At 66.2% G+C, this 17239-nt stretch carries 15 protein-coding genes and 2 tRNA genes; 14 read left to right on the top strand and 3 right to left on the bottom strand.

Annotated features, from left to right (window positions below; all coding sequences use genetic code 11):
* Nucleotides 1-8 precede the first annotated feature (8 nt).
* From trbL to ACU5AP_RS10965, 8 genes are all read left to right on the top strand, one after another.
* Nucleotides 9-1364 carry a P-type conjugative transfer protein TrbL gene (gene trbL, locus ACU5AP_RS11000; protein WP_446681237.1) on the top strand — a complete coding sequence of 452 codons (1356 nt, stop codon included), beginning with the start codon at nt 9-11 and terminating at the stop codon, nt 1362-1364.
* Between the two features lies 1 nt (nt 1365).
* Nucleotides 1366-2130 carry a conjugal transfer protein TrbF gene (gene trbF / locus ACU5AP_RS10995; RefSeq protein WP_253107881.1) on the top strand — a complete coding sequence of 255 codons (765 nt, stop codon included), beginning with the start codon at nt 1366-1368 and terminating at the stop codon, nt 2128-2130.
* Nucleotides 2127-3113, top strand: coding sequence for a P-type conjugative transfer protein TrbG (gene trbG / locus ACU5AP_RS10990; RefSeq protein ID WP_446681236.1), 987 nt, complete (start codon nt 2127-2129; stop codon nt 3111-3113). The genes trbF and trbG overlap by 4 nt, the downstream gene beginning before the upstream one ends.
* Nucleotides 3110-4345: a TrbI/VirB10 family protein gene (locus ACU5AP_RS10985; RefSeq protein ID WP_269297217.1), complete on the top strand. Its 1236-nt coding sequence runs from the start codon at nt 3110-3112 to the stop codon at nt 4343-4345. The genes trbG and ACU5AP_RS10985 overlap by 4 nt, the downstream gene beginning before the upstream one ends.
* 13 nt (nt 4346-4358) lie before the next feature.
* Nucleotides 4359-4574, top strand: coding sequence for a DUF2274 domain-containing protein (locus tag ACU5AP_RS10980; protein WP_200165115.1), 216 nt, complete (start codon nt 4359-4361; stop codon nt 4572-4574).
* 1 nt (nt 4575) lies between these two features.
* Nucleotides 4576-4914, top strand: a complete 339-nt coding sequence (locus tag ACU5AP_RS10975) for a DUF736 domain-containing protein (protein WP_253107877.1) — start codon at nt 4576-4578, stop codon at nt 4912-4914.
* Nucleotides 4904-5164, top strand: a complete 261-nt coding sequence (locus ACU5AP_RS10970) for a hypothetical protein (protein WP_253107876.1) — start codon at nt 4904-4906, stop codon at nt 5162-5164. The genes ACU5AP_RS10975 and ACU5AP_RS10970 overlap by 11 nt, the downstream gene beginning before the upstream one ends.
* Nucleotides 5165-5375: 211 nt before the next feature.
* A complete protein-coding gene (locus ACU5AP_RS10965) occupies nt 5376-6929 on the top strand; it encodes a recombinase family protein (protein ID WP_269297222.1) in 1554 nt (517 codons plus the stop codon).
* Here the strand turns inward: ACU5AP_RS10965 and ACU5AP_RS10960 are convergent.
* Nucleotides 6915-6989: transfer RNA gene (locus tag ACU5AP_RS10960), tRNA-Asn, on the bottom strand. The two genes, ACU5AP_RS10965 and ACU5AP_RS10960, sit on opposite strands and share 15 nt — an antisense overlap.
* A gap of 111 nt (nt 6990-7100) precedes the next feature.
* On the opposite strand from ACU5AP_RS10960, the gene ACU5AP_RS10955 reads away from it, so the two are divergent.
* Nucleotides 7101-7910 carry a TrmH family RNA methyltransferase gene (locus tag ACU5AP_RS10955; RefSeq protein WP_088409771.1) on the top strand — a complete coding sequence of 270 codons (810 nt, stop codon included), beginning with the start codon at nt 7101-7103 and terminating at the stop codon, nt 7908-7910.
* 54 nt (nt 7911-7964) lie between these two features.
* Here ACU5AP_RS10955 and ACU5AP_RS10950 read toward each other — a convergent pair.
* A tRNA-Cys gene (locus ACU5AP_RS10950) sits at nt 7965-8038 on the bottom strand.
* 131 nt (nt 8039-8169) lie between these two features.
* On the opposite strand from ACU5AP_RS10950, the gene ACU5AP_RS10945 reads away from it, so the two are divergent.
* From ACU5AP_RS10945 to ACU5AP_RS10935, 3 genes are all read left to right on the top strand, one after another.
* A complete protein-coding gene (locus ACU5AP_RS10945; RefSeq protein ID WP_088409770.1) occupies nt 8170-8799 on the top strand; it encodes a protein-L-isoaspartate O-methyltransferase family protein in 630 nt (209 codons plus the stop codon).
* 137 nt (nt 8800-8936) lie between these two features.
* Complete coding sequence (locus tag ACU5AP_RS10940) at nt 8937-10511, top strand: TolC family outer membrane protein (RefSeq protein WP_003165133.1); 1575 nt, start codon at nt 8937-8939, stop codon at nt 10509-10511.
* Between the two features lie 159 nt (nt 10512-10670).
* Nucleotides 10671-11243 (top strand): DUF2497 domain-containing protein, encoded by a 573-nt coding sequence (locus tag ACU5AP_RS10935; RefSeq protein WP_446681235.1) that lies wholly within the window; start codon nt 10671-10673, stop codon nt 11241-11243.
* 35 nt (nt 11244-11278) lie between these two features.
* Here ACU5AP_RS10935 and recG read toward each other — a convergent pair whose 3' ends face one another.
* On the bottom strand, nt 11279-13369 hold the full coding sequence (gene recG / locus ACU5AP_RS10930) for an ATP-dependent DNA helicase RecG (RefSeq protein WP_446681246.1): 2091 nt from the start codon (nt 13367-13369) through the stop codon (nt 11279-11281).
* 87 nt (nt 13370-13456) lie between these two features.
* On the opposite strand from recG, the gene ACU5AP_RS10925 reads away from it, so the two are divergent.
* Both ACU5AP_RS10925 and mfd read left to right on the top strand, forming a co-directional pair.
* The gene (locus ACU5AP_RS10925; RefSeq protein ID WP_446681234.1) at nt 13457-13786 is read left to right on the top strand and encodes an FAD assembly factor SdhE; all 330 of its coding nucleotides are present in this window, start codon (nt 13457-13459) and stop codon (nt 13784-13786) included.
* A complete protein-coding gene (gene mfd, locus ACU5AP_RS10920) occupies nt 13786-17235 on the top strand; it encodes a transcription-repair coupling factor (protein ID WP_446681233.1) in 3450 nt (1149 codons plus the stop codon). Before ACU5AP_RS10925 ends, mfd begins: the two co-directional genes overlap by 1 nt.
* Nucleotides 17236-17239 lie beyond the last annotated feature (4 nt).

Genomic DNA, 17239 nt, shown 5'->3' with positions numbered 1-17239 from the left:
CGCGCACTATGGACCCGGCTCCGGACCTCAACATCATCGACCGCTTCCTGGCGGCCTTCTCGCAATACATCGACAGCGGGTTCGGCTTGCTCGGCGGCGACGTCGCCTTTCTCACCACCATCCTGATCGGGCTCGACATCACGCTGGCCGGCCTGTGGTGGGCGATGGACGCGGACAAGGACGTCCTGGGCCGGTTCCTGAAGAAGATTCTCTATGTCGGAATCTTCGCCTTCATTCTCGGCAACTTCCAGCAACTCGGCGACATCGTCTTTCGTAGTTTCGCCGGGCTCGGCCTCACCGCGGGCGGCGGGACGATCGGCCCCGACGACTTGCTGAAGCCGGGTAAGCTCGCTGCCGTAGGCTTCGACGCCGCCAAGCCGATGCTGACCGCGATCAAGGACATGCTCGGCTTCCCCGCCTTCTTCGGCAACGCCCTGTCGATCCTCGTGCTGTTCGTCGCTTGGCTGGTGGTGGTGCTGGCCTTCTTCATCCTCGCGATCCAGCTCTTCCTCACGATCATCGAGTTCAAGCTGACGACGCTGGCGGGTTTCGTGCTCGTGCCGTTCGCCCTGTTCAACAAGACGAGTTTTCTCGCCGAGCGGGTGCTCGGCAACGTCGTCTCGTCGGGCCTTAAGGTCATGGTGCTTGCCGTCATCGTCGGCATCGGCGGCGGCTTCTTTGAAATGTTTCTCTCCGCCGGGACGGACGAGCCGGACGTGGCTTCGGCGATGACGCTTGTTCTCGCCGCTCTTTCGCTGCTCGGTCTCGCCATCTTCGGACCGGGCGTCGCCTCCGGCCTCGTGTCCGGCGCGCCGCAACTCGGGGCGGGCGCGGCGGTCGGCACGGTCGCGGGCGCCGCTCTCCTCGGAGCCGGCGGCGCCGCGCTCGGCGCACGGGCGCTCGGCGCTGCGGCGTCCGGCGGCATGGCGAGCCTTCGCGCGGGAACCGCAATGGGCTCGGCGGCTCGCGCCTCTTACCAACTCGGTCAGAACGCCGCCGGAAAGTCCACCATCGGAGCGGGCGCGTCAGGCGTCGCTCGCGCCGCGGCGGGAGCGCTGAGGCAGGGCGCCCGGAACGCCGGATCGCGCCTTTCGCAGCCGTTTCGCGAGAGCGCCCAGAGGGGGCAGGACGCGGCGTGGAACGCGATGAACAGCGCGCGGCCCGCTGGCTCCGCCTCCGGCGCAGCCGTCCCAGGCGGGAGCGCCGGCGCTCATGCCGACACATCCAGCGCTCCGGCCTGGGCGCAGCGCATGCGTAGCGAACAGGCGTCCCGTCACCGAAGGCACATGATCGCGCAGGCCGTGAAGGACGGCGACCGTCCGGGCGCGCCCGCCAATCCCGACCTCAGTCAGAAGGACGATTAGCATGAAATTCAAGCGCCCCATCCAACGCTATGGCCGGACACCGCAGCCGGAAACGCCCTACCAACGGGCCGGTCAGATGTGGGACGACCGGATCGGCTCCGCCCGCGTTCAGGCCCGCAACTGGAGGCTGATGGCCTTCGGCTGCCTCGTGATCAGCGGCGGCCTCGCGGCCGGCAATGTCTGGCAGTCGACCCAGAGCCGCGTAGCGCCCTATGTGGTGGAAGTCGATCGGCTGGGCGAGGCGCGGTCGGTCGCGCCCGCCGTCCAGAACTATCGTCCGACCGATGGCCAGATCATCTGGCACCTCGCGCGCTTCGTCGCCAACGTCCGTTCCGTCTCGACCGATCCGGTGTTGGTCAAGCAGAACTGGTTGGAGGCGTACGACTTCGCCACGGACCGCGGGGCGCGGTTTCTCAATGAATACGCCCGCACCAACGACCCGTTCGCCATGATCGGCGAGCGCAGCGTGTCGGTGCAGGTCACGAGCGTCGTGCGCGCATCGGATTCGTCGTTCCAGGTGAAATGGGTCGAGCAGACCTATGAGCGGGGCAGTCTTGCCAGGACCGAGCGCTGGACGGCGATCCTGACGACGGTCTTTCGCGCGCCGAAGACAGCGGACGCGCTTCGCAAGAACCCTCTTGGTCTGTTCGTCAACGCGATCGACTGGTCCCGCGAACTCGACACGACCGCGGCGACGCAGTCGCCGGTCGGAGCGGCGCCGTTTCCCAACCCTTCCATCGCCGCCCCTGAAGGAGATACGCCGTGATCCGTTTGCCGCTTGCAGGGGTCTCCGCCCTGGCGCTCGCCGCGTGCGCGGGGAAGACCCCGCCGCCCGCCATCGCCTACGACCCCGTCGACTTCCAGCCCGCCGTCGTCGCGGCGGAACCGCCGACCCCGGTCGAGATCGTAGAAACCCCGGTTCCGTTGCCGCTGCCGGGCCAACTACAGCCTGCGCCTTCCGCGCGCCGCGAGACCGGCTCGCCCACGGCCAGCGTCGAGGCCGCAAACCGCGCCGCGACGCAGGAGCCGTCGCGCGCGGGCTACGTCAACGCCGTGCAAGTCTACCCTTGGACCGAGGGGGCGCTCTACCGGCTCTACGCCGCGCCGGAGCGAGTCAGCGACATTGCGCTTCAGCCGGGCGAGGAGCTGATCGCGGTCTCCGCCGGCGACACTGTGCGCTGGGTCATCGGCGATACGGTGAGCGGGGCCGGCGACCGTCGGCGGGTGCATGTTCTGGTCAAGCCCTTCGCGGCAGGGCTGCACACCAACATGGTCATCACCACGACGCGTCGCGCCTATCACCTCGCGCTCGAAAGCACCGATGCGACCGCGATGGCGGCGATCTCCTGGACCTATCCGCAGGACCGGTTGTTGGCGCTGCAACGGCGAAATGATGCGGCCGCGGCGGCGCAGACTATCGCGCCCGCTGTCGCCGTCGAGAACCTGCACTTCCGCTATGCAATCACCGGCGATGCGCCGCCGTGGCGGCCGCTCCGCGCCTGGGACGACGGGGCGAAGGTTTATATCGAATTTCCGGCCCGACTCGATCAGGGCGAGGCGCCGCCGCTGTTCGTCGTCGGCCCGCTCGGCGACGCCCAACTCGTGAATTACCGGGTCAGCGGACACCATTACATCGTCGACCGGCTGTTCGCTGCGGCGGAACTGCGCATGGGCGAAGCGCCGCAGGAGGTCGTGCGGATTACCCGAACCGATGGCGATCAGCGGCGTGGCCGGAGGGCGTCGCGATGATCGACGAGCCCGACACGCCCCGGGCGACCCCGCCTCGTGAAGGTGCGCCCAAGTCGTCACCCGACGCCTTTACCTTGCGCGCCGCGCCGCGCCGCATCGTCCGGTTCAAACGCAGCGTCGTAATCGGCGGCGCCGCGGCCGGGGCGGCGGTGATCGCCGGCGTTGCCTGGCTCGCGCTGGGGCCAGCGACGCTTCGGGTCGCAGAGCCCGTTGACGAGCCGGTCGTGACGGATCGCCGCGCAACCGCCGACGCCGTCGCGGACCTCCCAGGCGACTACGGCTCCATACCGCAACTCGGGCCGCCGCTTCCGGGCGACCTCGGACGGGCGATCCTTGATGACGAGCGCGTGGGAGGCCGCGCGTCCCTCGATGAGGAAGCGCCGCCGCTATCGGCGGAGGAACAGGCGCTGGAGGCGGAGCGTCAGCGTCAGGCGGCGCAGGCGGGCCAGGCCCGCGAGTCCGGCGTGATGGTGCAACTCGCGCGTCAGGCTCCCGCCACGGCAGAAGCCGCCCAGATGGGGGCGGTCACGGCGGTCGCCCCCGCCGGGGCAGGGGAGGGACAGCCTGGCATCGATCCCCAACGCGATCCGAACGGCCAGCAGCGCAAGATCGATTTCGTGGCGCAAGGGCCGTCCTCGACGATTAACCCGCATCGCATTCAGGAGCCGGCTTCGCCCTATCAGATCATGGCCGGCAGCGTCATCGCGGCCAGTCTTGTCACGGGTCTGCGCTCCGATCTCCCTGGCTTCGTCACCGCCCAGGTCACGGAGAACGTCTATGACACCGCGACAGGCCGCATCCTGCTTATCCCACAAGGCGCGCGGCTGATCGGCGCCTATGACAGCGTCGTGGCCTTCGGTCAGAGCCGGGCGCTTCTGGTCTGGCAGCGCATCATCCTGCCTGACGGCGCTTCGATTCAGCTCGACAACTTCCCTGCGACGGATGCCGCGGGCTACGCCGGGCTCGCCGACAAGGTGGATTTCCATACATGGCGACTCCTCAAGGGCGTCGCGCTTTCCACCCTGCTCGGGGTCGGAACGGAGCTGACCATCGACGGCGAGAGCGACCTCGTCCGGGCCATCCGCGAGTCGACCCAGCAGTCCAGCAGTCAGGCCGGGCAACAGATCGTCACCCGGAATCTCGACGTCCAACCCACCATCACCATCCGCCCCGGATTTCCACTGCGCGTGATCGTCCACAAGGATCTCGTGCTGCGTCCGTGGGCCCGCTGAGAGGAGAGACCCAATGCTGAAGCTCGGCAAACTGCCTGATCGGACGCCGATCAAGCTCACCATCACCGTGACGCCGGACCTTCATCGGTCGCTGGCCGACTACGCCGCCGTTTATCGCGAGGCATACGGCGACAAAGCCGAAACCGCGGACCTTATCCCGGCGATGCTCGAAGTCTTCCTCGCCGGCGACAGGGAGTTCGCCAAGGCGCTGAAGGCGAAGGGAGGCTGAGATGGGCGTCATCGGAAAGTTCAAGCCGACCAAGCAGGGCGGCTGGGAAGGCCGCATCGAAACCCTCCTCATCGACCGGAAAATCAGGTTCGTTCCGAACGACGACCGTCGAAACGACAACTCGCCGGACTATGTCGTCATGCTCGGCTGGTCGCGCGTCGGCGAGGCCTGGAAAGCGACGTCGCGGGGAGAGAATCCGCGAGACTATCTCCGCGTTCGGTTGAACGACCCCTGGTCGGAGCCGAAGCGTGCGACCCTGTTTCCAGCGCCGGACGGCGCCACCGCCGAGCTGGTCTGCAGCCGCCAGCACCGGATGCGGGATTGGGACGATGAACCCTGACCGCCGCTCTGTGTCGTCCATCCCGAAGAAAGACGTTCGTCCGTCGCGGCGCGGCGGCCACTTTTCCGCGGATCTCGCGCGTGACGCGCAAGCGCACTTCCAGAAGCAGTCGATAGGGGAAGTTTCAGAAGTCGAGGCGCGGGCGATGCTCGCCGATCTGACGGACTTCTTTCGTATCCTGATCGAATGGGATTCGAAGCGTAGAGCAAAGCCTGGACGGTCTATTCCAAAGTCACGCAAGAAGGAGTGATGAGACGGATCACGCCCTGGTGTCGCGTTGCAGTAAATTTTCGCATGTAATTGAAATGTATAGCAACATTCTTAGGTTTGTGAGTTATTTGCTTGATTGGTTCTGCTGGGTCGCTAGGATTCTGCGTCCGGCGTTGTTGATGCTCCTTTCTGGATTGAGCCGTTGCCGCGCCGTTATCGCCTTTGCTCGGCGACCTTAGCGGGAGACAGATATGGCCAGTCGGAAAGTCGCGCGTTCTGCACCAGTTATCGAGATAAGACGGGCTGTTATGTATGCTCGTGTTTCATCGAAGGAGCAGGATCGGGAAGGATTTTCCATCCCGGCTCAAACCAAGCTGATGAAAGACTACGCCGATGCCAACGATATTCAGGTGGCGCGGGAATTTGTCGACGTTGAAACCGCCAAGAAGAGCGGGCGCACCAGCTTCAACGAAATGCTGCAATACGTTCGCCGGCACCCTACAGTTCGGACGCTTCTGGTCGAAAAGACCGACCGACTCTATCGCAATCTCAAGGATTGGGTGACGGTCGACGACCTCGACATCGAAATTCATTTCGTAAAAGAGGGCGTCGTCCTCTCGCAGGACTCCCGCTCTTCAGAAAAGTTCATGCACGGCATCAAGGTGCTGATGGCGAAAAACTATATCGACAATCTGTCGGAAGAAACCCGAAAGGGCATGTTGGAGAAGGCCGAACAGGGCCTGTGGCCGACAGTCGCACCGATCGGCTACCTGAACGTCGAAGGTCCGAACGGTAAGAAGATCATCACCATCGATCCGGCGCTCGGTCCGCTCGTTCAGCGCCTATATGAGTGGTATTCTACGGGCCAATACTCGCTAAAGGACGTTTCCAAGAAGGCTCGGCAGGCTGGCCTGACCTACCGGAAGAGTGGCGCTCCCATAGGCGTAAGCACGGTCCATACGATCCTGCGGAACCGAATTTATACCGGCGCCTTCGAATGGCTGGACAAGGTCTATCAGGGCTCCCACGCGCCGTTGGTTTCCGAGGACCTTTGGGGCGCGGTCCAGGATGTCCTAGATGGGCGCAAGGCGGCCAACATTCGCGCCAGCGTAAACGACTTTCCGTTCACCGGCATGATGACGTGCGGTCATTGTGGTTGCGCGATGGTCGCTGAGATCAAAAAGCAGCGATACATTTATTACCACTGCACGGGCTTCAAAGGAAAATGCGGCGAGCCGTATGTCCGCGAGGAGGTGCTGGAGCAGCGATTCGCCGGACTGTTGCGGCAACTGCGATTCGATGATGCTGCTTTTGAACTGATCCAACGCGCCTTGCGCGAAAGTCTCCAGGATGAAACCCGCGAGCGTAGGGCGGCGATTGAGCGGCTCCGCGGCGAGGCCGATCGGCTACAGGCTCGCATCGAGCGAATGTACGAAGACAAACTCGACGGGGTGATCTCCGACGACTTCTATCGCCGGATGCAAATCGTATGGCGCGAGGAGCGGGATCGTTGCCTGAAGGACATTGAGCGGCACCATAGCGCTGATGACGAGTATATCGATAACGGGATTGCGCTGATCCGTCTCGGACGGGAAGCACACGATCTCTTCGAGCGGGCCTCCGCTTCAGAGAAGCGAAGGGTGCTGAATCTCGTACTTTCGAACTGCTCCTGGGCCCATGGAGAGCTTACGGCAAAGTTCCGTCAACCATTTGATTTGTTGTCGGAAACCATCGCCCAATCCACCCTCCCAAAGAAGGGGGAAACGGGCGATTTGCCCGAAAATGAGAAATGGCTCCGCGGGTAGGATTCGAACCTACGACCAGCCGATTAACAGTCGGCTGCTCTACCACTGAGCTACCGCGGAACATCCCCTCGGGGGAGGCCGGCGTATAGCAGCGCCTTTTCGATTCACGCAACTGGTAAAAGACAGAAATCGCCAAATTTTTTCGCAAAGCCCTGCGCTACAAGGCTCCGCATGACTCCAATCCATGTGAACGACCCTGATGATCCGCGCATCGCCGCCTTTCGCGATGTGAAGGAGCGCGATCTGACCGGGCGGCACGGTCTGTTCATCGCTGAGGGCGAGGTGGTGTTGCGCGTGCTGGCGTCCGAGGCGTCGCGCTGCACGCCCGTATCCATTCTGATCGCCGAGAAGCGCCTGGAGAAGCTGCGGGAGGTGCTGGAGCGTCTGCCGGGCGACGTGCCGGTTCATGTGGCGTCGCAGGCGGTACTGAACGCCGTGGCGGGGTTTGATCTGCATCGAGGCGTCCTCGCCCTGGGACGCAAGCCTGAGCCCGTCGAACCGGACGTTCTGCTGGACAACCTGCTGGAGCAGGCCGTGGTGGTCGTGGCGTGTGGAATCGGCAATCACGACAACATGGGCGGGCTGTTCCGCAACGCCGCCGCCTTTGGGGTCGGAGCGGTGCTGCTGGATCGGACCTGCTGCGATCCTTTCTATCGCAAGGCGATCCGGGTCTCGGTCGGCGCCGTGCTGCGGACGCCGATGGCGACGGGGCTGGATGCCGAAGCCATGGTCGACCTGTTGCAGGGCAAGGGGTTCGAGGTGCTGGCTCTGGCGCCCTCTGCGGAACAGACGCTGGCGGAACTGAAGCCGGGCAGGCGCACGGCCCTTCTGTTGGGCAGCGAAGGGCCGGGGCTGCCGCGGGACATCATCGCGCGCTGTCGTCCGGTGGGCATCCGGATGGCGGGGGGATTCGATTCGCTGAACGTGGCTGCGACCAGCGCTGTCGCCCTGCATCATCTGACGACTGCGGGAGCGGATTAGGTCCGAAAACAAGAAAGCCGCCCCGAAGGGCGGCTTTCTCGATGTTCATCGCGATGGAGGCCTGACCGGGAATCGAACCCGGGTGCAAGGATTTGCAGTCCTCTGCGTCACCACTCCGCCATCAGGCCGTGACCCCGTATCGGTGGGGCCCCGCCATCGCGAGGGCCGTCAGCTATCAGATCGGATTGTCCGCTGCAACGCACGGACCTATAAGCGCGTCACATTTCTTCGCCTGAGCCGACCTGAAGGACTTCGGATTATGGATTTCGCCGCCGCCCGCAAGGTGATGCTGGACTCGCAGGTCCGCGTGAACGACGTCACCGACCGCCAACTGCACGCCGCCATCGGCGCTGTGGAGCGCGAGCGATTCTGCGCCGCCGACCGCGCTTTCTCGGCCTATGCCGACGTTGAGCCGGAAATCGCGGGCGACCGTCGTCTGATGTTGCCGCGCGATGTGGCCAAGCTGTTGCAGGGCCTGGACGCCCGCGCCGGTGAAAGGGCCCTGGCGATCGCCGCGCCGTACGCCGCCGCCGTTCTGGCGCACATGGGCCTGTCGGTGACGGCTCAGGAATCCGACGCGGCCGTGTTCGATGTGGTCGGCGCCGCCTTGGCCGAGGCTGGGGTCGAGACCGTGGTTGCGCCTCTGAGCCAGCCGCAGGGTGAGGGCTATGACCTGATCGTCAGCGAGGGCGCCGTGATCGAGCGTCCCGAATCCTGGATCGCGGCCCTGCGTCCCGGCGGTCGTCTGGCTGTGGTGGAGCGCGACGGCGCCAGCGGCGCGGCTGTGCTCTATGTTCGCGGTCGTGAAGGCGTTTCGCGGCGCGAGCTGTTCGACGCTGCGCCTGAGTTGCTGGCGGAAATGGTCCCGGCGCCTGCGTTTGCGCTCTAAGGCCATTCGTGGCGACGGAAGGGGCGTCGCGCTGCGTGAAAAAAACTTAACTGGCGTCGGGCGGGCCTAGCCTCCAACTACGCGGATACAAGGCACTACAGGCGCGCCGGATGGGGGCGTCAGGCAGGGACAGGTTCATGTTGAAACGCTCGCGCGCGCTCGCTTCGGTCGCACTGGTCGCATTGACGATGGGGGCGACGCCGGTCTTCGCCGAGTCGTTGCAGGAGGCCATCGGTCTGGCCTATCGCACCAACCCGACCCTGCTGGCGCAGCGGGCGAATCAACGGGCTCTGGATGAGAGCATCGTCCAGGCGCGCGCCGGCCTGCGGCCGACCATCAACGCTTCGGCGGGTGTCGATTACAGCCGCACCCGCACCGATCGTGTGACGACGACGATCCCTGGTCAGACCTTCCCGATCGACACCAACGGCGACGGCGTGCCTGACGCCACCGGCACGCTGCCGGGCAGCAGCAGCACCAGCGGCGGGACGATCGAAAGCGACGGCGCCAGCGCCAGCGTCAGTCTGACGCAGAACATCTGGACGGCCGGACGCGTGTCGCACGGCATTTCTGCGGCCGAAGCCAATGTCCTGGCCGGCCGTGAGAATCTGCGTCAGGTCGAGCAGCAGGTCATGGTGACGGTCATTCAGGCCTATGCCGATGTCACCCGCGATCTGGAGATTTTGCGCATCCGCCAGGAGAACCTGAAGGTGTTACGTCGCCAACTGGATGAATCGAACGCTCGATTCGAGGTCGGCGAAATCACCCGCACTGACGTCGCGCAGTCCGAAGCTCGTCTGGCGCAGTCGGAATCCGATCTGGCCAGCGCTCAGGCGCAACTGTCCGTGTCGCGCGCGGCCTACGCCGCCGTCGTGGGACAGGCGCCGTCCAACCTGCAGACGCTGCCGACGCTGCCGGGCCTGCCGACCGATTTCGACGCAGCGATGGACGTCGGCCTGGCCGAAAACCCCGGCGTGCTCGCCGCTGTTCACGCCCAGCGCGCGGCCGAGGCCAATGTGGCGGCGGCGCGGGCGGAGTATCTGCCTTCGGCGCGCCTGAACGCCTCCTATGGCGGGACGGCCAATGATCTGTCGGGCTTGGACCTGGGCGATCGCACCAGCTTTACGGCCGGCGCAACCGTCTCCGTGCCCTTGTTCACCGGGGGGCTGAACCGTTCGCGCGTCGCCCAGGCCCTGGAGCGCGCCAACGCCGCCCAGATCAACGTCGAGGGTGAACGTCGTACGGTTCTGCAATCGGTGAGCTCGGCCTATGCCCAGAGCGCTTCGGCGCGTTCCAGCGTTCAGGCTGGCGAACAGGCGGTGCGCGCCGCTTCGGTGGCGGCCGAGGGTGTGCGCCAGGAGGCTCAGGTCGGCCTGCGCACCACCCTGGACGTGCTGAACCAGGAGCTTGAACTGCGCAGCGCGGAAGTCGCCCTGACCAGCGCCCGTCGTAATGAGTATGTCGCCCAGGCCCAGCTTCTGGCGGCCATGGGCCGTCTGGGCGGCCCCAACCTGGATCCGACGATCGAAGCCTATGATCCGTCTGACAACTATCGGGCGGTACGCAATCGCGGCGCCCTGCCTTGGGATGGCGTGATCGAGGCCATCGACCGCGTCGCCGCCCCGGCGACGACGCCCGCCGTCGATGTGGAAGATGCGCCTGTTGATCGTCAGTTGAAGGGTGAAGTCGTTCGCACTGCTCCCCAGGGCTGAAGGCTGATCGACAAAACGTCCGTTGATTCCGACGGGCGTTGATGCGACGACAGGATTCAAGGGGGAGGCGAGTCTGACGGCTCGGTCCCCATCGTCGCCTGCCTAGTCCGCATCGGTTGGCGAGTGTCCCCGTTCGAGCGCCCAGGTTGAGGTTCCGACATGACCGAACAAGCCGCCCAGGAACCGACGATGGAAGAGATTCTGGCGTCGATCCGCCGGATTATCTCTGAAGACGACGCTCCGGCCGAAACCGCCCCTGTGGCGGAAGCGGCTCCCGAGCCCGCGCCGGAACCAGAACCCGTCGTCCCCGCGCCCGAGCCCGCGCCGATCGAAGACGAGGTGCTGGAACTGACCGAGCCCTATGAGGCGCCGGCAACCGAAGCCATCGGCGATCTGGACGTGGCGGACGCTGCGCCGTTCCCAACCGAACCCGCGCCGGCGGCGACGCAACCCGCGGCCGTTGCGGCGGAGGCCGAAACCCTGGTCGGCGAAACCGCCGCAGCCAGCGCGGCCTCGGCCTTCGCCGGTCTGGCCGCCAGCTTCCAGAAGCCCGAGCCTGCGCCGGTCGCTTCGGCCGCCGACATGAACTTCATGAGCGGCAATACGGTCGAGGCCATGGTCCGCGAAATGCTGCGCCCGATGCTGAAGGACTGGCTGGACGCGAACCTGCCCGCCATCGTAGAGGCGCAGGTCCGAAAGGAAGTCGAACGCATCGCCCGCAATGCAGGCTGATCGCTTCGAAACCTCGCTGAGTTTTACGACGCCCCTCAGTCCGCTGAGGGGCGTTCGTTTTTCCAGTCGAACAGGGCCTCCAGCAGACGCACGGCCTGCCCGCGCTCGCTGGTCAGATCAGGGTCGCGGCCCAGCAACAGACGCGCATCGTCCGCTGCCGCCAGCAACAGCGAGCGATGCCGGATCGGGTCGGCGAAACGATAGGCCGGAAAACCGCTCTGTTTCAGGCCCAGCGGGTCGCCGCCGCCGCGCAGGCGGAAGTCTTCTTCCGCGATGACAAAGCCGTCCTCGGTGCGGCGCAGGGTCTCCAGCCGTTCCTTCGCCGTCTCGCCCAGAGCGCCATCCTCGCCGCCGTACAGCAGGATGCAGGAGCTGGCCTTGGCCCCGCGCCCCACGCGCCCGCGAAGCTGATGAAGCTGCGCCAGACCGAAGCGGTCGGCGTGTTCGATCACCATGATCGAGGCGTTGGGCACGTCGACGCCGACCTCGACCACGGTCGTTGCGACCAGGACAGGCAGGCGGCCGTCCGCGAACTCGGCCATCACCGCTTCGCGCTCGGCGCCCGGCATCTGGCCGTGAGCCAGACCGACCTCGGTCCCCAGAAGTTTACGCAGGTCTTCCGCCCGATCCTCGGCGGCGGCCAGGTCGATGGCTTCGGATTCCGCCACCAGAGGACAGATCCAATAGGCCTGGGCGCCTGCCTGAACCGCCGCCTTCAGACGCTTCGCCACCTCGCCGATGCGCGCCAGCGGCAGGACGGCCGTGGTGACGGGCGTGCGGCCCGGCGGTTTCTCCATCAGGCGGCTGACTTCCAGCTCGCCATATTGGGTCAGTTCCAGCGTGCGCGGGATCGGCGTCGCCGACATGGTCAGCAGATGGACGCCGCCCAGAGCCGGATCGCCCTTGGCCTGCAACCGCTGGCGCTCGCGCACGCCGAAACGGTGCTGTTCGTCGATGACGGCCAGCGCCAGCCGGTGAAACTGCACCGCGTCCTGGAACAGGGCGTGGGTGCCGATGGCGACCTGCGCCTCGCCGGACGAGAGGGCCGCCAGCTTGCCGCGCCGTTCGGCCGTGGTATCGCGTCCGGTCAGAAGCAGGCTGCGGACGCCGGCCTGGTTCAGCAAAGGCGACAGCTTGTCGTAGTGCTGGCGCGCCAGGATTTCGGTCGGCGCCATCAGGGCGGCCTGGAACCCATTGGACGCCGCATCGGCGAGGGCCAGGGCCGCGACGGCGGTCTTGCCCGACCCGACATCACCCTGCAGCAGCCGCCCCATCTGCTCGCCGGAAGTCAGGTCGGCGCGGATTTCCGCGACGGCCTGCTCCTGCGCGCCGGTCAGAGTGAAGGGTAGGGCGGCCAGCAACAGGGCGGACGCATCGCCCGGCATGATGCGGGCGGCGGGCGTGATCTGGCGAGCGCGGCGGCGACGGGCCAAGGCCAGCTGGTGCGCGAACAGTTCGTCATAGGCCAGACGCTGGCGCACGGGCGTATCCGGCGTCAGATCGGCCTCGTTCGTCGGGGCGTGCAGGGCCTCCAGCGCCGCGCGCCAGCCGACCCAGCGCCGCGCCGCCAGCCAGTTCGGCTCCTGCCATTCCGGCAGTTCGGGGGCGAGCGCCAGCGCGCCCTGCGCCAGCTTGCGGATCTGCCGCGAGGTTAGTCCCTGCGTCGCCGGATAGACGGGTTCGGACAGCGGAATCTCATCCGCCTTCTCGATGGGCAGGATGTAGTCGGGGTGGGCGATCTGGACTTCGCTGTTGAAGCGCTCGACCTTGCCCGTCACCAGACGGCGCGACCCGCGAGGGGCCAGGCTCTCGATATGGCGCGGCGATCCGGCGAACCAGATCAGGTGGATGAAGCCGGTGTCGTCGATGGCGCGCACCTTGATCGGCGCGCCGTGCTTGTGCGGCGGGATCAGGCGGTCGATCGTCACCTCGAAGACGCCGATCTCGCTGTCGACGGCCTCCATCGCCGTGGTGCGGCGGCGCTGGATCACGCCGCTGGGCGACAGGAACAGCACGTCGCGCACGAGCGGACCCGCCACCTTCTGCACCAGAGGCGCGCTGCGCGGCCCTACGCCTTTCAGCGTGGAGACGTCGGCGAACAGGGGAAAGAGAATCTCGGGCCTCATCATTGGACAGCATAGCTGGCGAAGCGGCGTCTGGAACGCTATCTGATCGGCCTCTTACCGAAGTGAACGGACAGGCAAGGAAACCGCGTGGCCGATATCGACGCACGTCCCGAGGACGCCCTGAACTCTGACGACCGCAAGACGCGCCTGGGCCGCATCGCTTTCCGCGCCTGGCGCCGGGGCTTCCGCGAGGCGGACATGGTGCTGGGGCCCTTCGCCGATCAGATCGCGCCGACGCTGGAAGACGACGAACTGACCGAGTTCGAGCGCCTGCTGGATGAAGAAGATCAGTATCTCTACGCCTGGATCATCGAGCGCGAACCGACCCCGCCTGAGTTCGACGGCCCGATGATGGCCCGCATCCGCGCCTTCATGCGCGCCCATGTCGCCGCCGAAGTGGCCAAGGGCATCGGTTGATGGACGCGGCGCTGGCGCGGACTGACGCAGAACTGGGCGGCGCGCCGGAAGGGCTGGACGCCCTGATCGTCGCCGAGCGGATCAAGGCCCAGGGCGGGACCGCTTTGTTTATCGCGCGCGATTATCAGCGCACAGGCAATTTCATCCAGGCATTCCGCTTCTTCGCCAAGGATATTGAAGTTCTTGAATATCCTTCGTGGGATTGCCTGCCTTACGACCGGCTGAGCCCGACGGCCTCGGTCGCCGCCCAGCGCATGGCGACTCTGACCCGATTGGCGACGCGCGATCCAGCGGACCGAACGCCGCTGCTGGTGGTCGCCACGGTCGCGGCCGCCGCCCAGCGCACGCCGCCGCGCAGCGCCGTGACCGGCGCCGGTTTCGCGGCCAAGGTCGGCGCAGATCTCGATACGGCCGCTCTCGAGCGCTACGTTGCGGCCAACGGCTATGTACGCGCCTCGACCGTGTCGGAGCGCGGCGAATACGCCATTCGCGGCGGGGTGATCGATGTCTTCCCGCCGGGATTCGAGGAGCCGGTGCGCCTCGACATGTTCGGGTCCGAGCTGGAATCGATCCGCGCCTTCGACCCCGAGACCCAGCGCTCGACGCGCCAGTTGAAGGCTGTCTCTCTATCGCCCGTGTCCGAAGTGCTGATGGATGCAGATTCGATCTCGCGCTTCCGCAGCGGCTATCTGAACCTGTTCGGCGCGCCGGGCGATGAGCCCATGTACGCCGCCGTCAGCGAGGGTGCGCGCCGTCAGGGCGTCGAGCACTGGCTGCCGCTGTTCTACGACCGGCTGGATACGCTGTTCGACTATCTGCCGGATGCGGCGCCGGTCTTCCTCGACAGCCAGACGGACCAGGCGCGCGCAGAACGCTGGAATCTGACCGTCGACGCCTATGAGGCGCGCAAGGAGGCGGCGCGCGGCAAGGGCGGGGCGGCCTATCGCGCCCTGCCGCCCGCGCGGCTCTATCTGGATGAGGGCGACTGGAACAGCGCCCTGGCCGGTCGCGCCGTGCGCCGCCTGTCGCCCCTGGTTGCCGGTTCCGGCGAAGACGCAGGCGGTCGACTAGGCCGCAGCTTCGCCGCCGAGCGGTCGCAGGATAGCGTCAACCTGTTCGCCGCCGTCGCTCAGCACGCCGAGGCGCTGAAGGGGCAGGGCAAGCGCGTCCTGTTCGCTTCATGGTCCGAAGGCTCGGCCGAACGCCTAACCGCCATGCTGGGCGATCACGGCCTGACGCACGTCGTGGCGGTGCGCGACTGGGATGATGTGCAGGGCGCGCCGGACGGCATCTATCTGCGCGCGGTGCTGCCGGTCGAGCATGGCTTCGTCACTGACGATCTGGCCGTCATCTCCGAGACCGACATTCTGGGCGACCGCCTAGCACGGCCTAAGCGCAAGCGGCGGGCGTCCAACTTCCTGGCCGAGGCTTCGGCCCTGACGGCGGGCGATCTGGTGGTTCACCTGGATCACGGCATCGGCCGCTATGAGGGCCTGCGGACGCTGGAGATCCAGGAGGCGCCGCACGACTGCCTCGAACTCCTCTATGCGGGTGAGAGCAAGCTCTACCTGCCGGTTGAAAACATTGACCTTCTGACCCGCTACGGCACGGACGCCGAAGGGGTTCAGCTGGACCGTCTGGGCGGCGCGGGCTGGCAGGCGCGCAAGGCCAAGGCCAAAGAGCGCCTGCGCGCCATGGCTGAGGGGCTTATCGCCCTGGCCGCCAAGCGGGCGCTGCGCGTGTCCGACGCCATCACGCCGCCCGCCGGCCTGTTCGACGAGTTCTGCGCCCGCTTCCCGTATGAGGAGACGGACGACCAGTTGAACGCCATCGGCGACGTGCTGGAAGATCTGGGCAAGGGCACGCCGATGGATCGTCTGATCTGCGGCGACGTCGGCTTTGGCAAGACGGAGGTCGCCCTGCGCGCCGCCTTCGTTGTGGCGATGACTGGCCAACAGGTCGCCATTGTCTGCCCGACGACCCTGCTGGCGCGTCAGCACTTCAAGACCTTCTCAGAGCGCTTCGCCGGCTGGCCGATCAAGGTGCGCCACCTGTCGCGCATGGTCACGGCCAAGGACGCCAACGAGACGCGCGCGGGGCTGAAGGACGGCAGTTTCGAGATCGTCGTCGGCACCCACGCGGTTCTGGCCGATCAGGTCGGCTTCAAGGATCTGGGCCTCGTCATCGTCGACGAGGAGCAGCACTTCGGCGTCAAGCACAAGGAGAAGCTGAAGTCCCTGCGGGCCGATGTTCACCTGCTGACCCTGACGGCCACGCCGATCCCGCGCACGCTGCAGATGGCGCTGTCCGGCATCCGCGAGATGTCGATCATCGCCACGCCGCCGGTCGATCGTCTGGCGGTGCGGACCTATGTCACGCCGTGGGATCCGGTGCTGGTGCGCGAGGCCCTGCTGCGCGAGAAATATCGCGGCGGTCAGGCCTATTACGTCGCGCCGCGCCTGAAGGATCTACCCGACATCGAGCGGTTCCTGCGTGAACAGGTGCCTGAGGTGAAGTTCGTCGTCGGCCACGGCCAGATGAGCCCGACCCAGCTGGAAGCGGTCATGAGCGCCTTCTATGATGGCGAATATGACGTGCTGGTCTCGACCACCATCGTCGAGAGCGGCATCGACATTCCGACAGCCAATACGCTTGTCGTGCATCGCGCGGACATGTTCGGTCTGGCCCAACTTCACCAGATCAGGGGCCGGATCGGCCGGTCCAAGGCGCGGGCCTTCGCCTATCTGACGACCGATCCGACCAAGCCGCTGAGCCTGTCGGCGGAACGCCGTCTGCAGGTGTTGCAGTCGCTGGACAATCTGGGCGCGGGCTTCCAACTGGCCAGCCACGACCTGGACCAGCGCGGCGGCGGCAACCTGCTGGGCGACGAACAGTCGGGCCACATCCGCGAGGTTGGCGTCGAACTGTATCAGCAGATGCTGGAAGACGCCGTCGCCGAACTGCGCGAGCAGGGCGAGGCGGCGCCGGATCGTGGCTGGTCGCCTTCGATCAACGTCGGCGCGGCCGTATTGATTCCAGAGGATTATGTCCCAGACCTGAACGTCCGCCTGAGCCTGTATCGCCGCCTATCCGACGCCGAGAAGATGGAGGACCGCGAGGCCATGGCCGCCGAGCTGATCGACCGGTTCGGCCCCCTGCCGGACGAGGCGCAGCAGCTTCTGCGGATCGTGGGGATCAAGGCCAACTGCCGCACGGCCATGATCGAAAAGATCGACATCGGGCCTAAGGGCGCAGTGCTGACTCTGCGAAACAACACCTTCCCCAACCCGATGGGGCTGGTGGGCCTGATCCAGAAGAATCACGCCTTCTGGAAGATCCGGCCGGATCAGAAGATCGTGGTGAAGGGCGATTGGCCCACGCCGGAGGATCGACTGAAGGTCGCCGAGCGAATCACCGCCGACCTGGCGCGGGTGGCGGGGGCGGCCTAGCCCC

The organism is Brevundimonas sp. RM1 (assembly GCF_052907225.1).
Note: the sequence above shows the minus strand (reverse complement) of the source record. Positions and strands in the feature narration are given on the sequence as shown.

Excerpts from the sequence above, each read along its gene's own strand:
- trbL (WP_446681237.1), top strand. The coding sequence starts at position 9 with ATGGACCCGGCTCCGGACCTCAACATCATCGACCGCTTCCTGGCGGCC.
- trbF (WP_253107881.1), top strand. The coding sequence starts at position 1,366 with ATGAAATTCAAGCGCCCCATCCAACGCTATGGCCGGACACCGCAGCCG.
- ACU5AP_RS10985 (WP_269297217.1), top strand. The coding sequence starts at position 3,110 with ATGATCGACGAGCCCGACACGCCCCGGGCGACCCCGCCTCGTGAAGGT.
- ACU5AP_RS10980 (WP_200165115.1), top strand. The coding sequence starts at position 4,359 with ATGCTGAAGCTCGGCAAACTGCCTGATCGGACGCCGATCAAGCTCACC.
- ACU5AP_RS10975 (WP_253107877.1), top strand. The coding sequence starts at position 4,576 with ATGGGCGTCATCGGAAAGTTCAAGCCGACCAAGCAGGGCGGCTGGGAA.
- ACU5AP_RS10970 (WP_253107876.1), top strand. The coding sequence starts at position 4,904 with ATGAACCCTGACCGCCGCTCTGTGTCGTCCATCCCGAAGAAAGACGTT.
- ACU5AP_RS10965 (WP_269297222.1), top strand. The coding sequence starts at position 5,376 with ATGGCCAGTCGGAAAGTCGCGCGTTCTGCACCAGTTATCGAGATAAGA.
- ACU5AP_RS10955 (WP_088409771.1), top strand. The coding sequence starts at position 7,101 with ATGACTCCAATCCATGTGAACGACCCTGATGATCCGCGCATCGCCGCC.
- ACU5AP_RS10945 (WP_088409770.1), top strand. The coding sequence starts at position 8,170 with ATGGATTTCGCCGCCGCCCGCAAGGTGATGCTGGACTCGCAGGTCCGC.
- ACU5AP_RS10940 (WP_003165133.1), top strand. The coding sequence starts at position 8,937 with ATGTTGAAACGCTCGCGCGCGCTCGCTTCGGTCGCACTGGTCGCATTG.
- ACU5AP_RS10935 (WP_446681235.1), top strand. The coding sequence starts at position 10,671 with ATGACCGAACAAGCCGCCCAGGAACCGACGATGGAAGAGATTCTGGCG.
- recG (WP_446681246.1), bottom strand. The coding sequence starts at position 13,369 with ATGAGGCCCGAGATTCTCTTTCCCCTGTTCGCCGACGTCTCCACGCTG.
- mfd (WP_446681233.1), top strand. The coding sequence starts at position 13,786 with ATGGACGCGGCGCTGGCGCGGACTGACGCAGAACTGGGCGGCGCGCCG.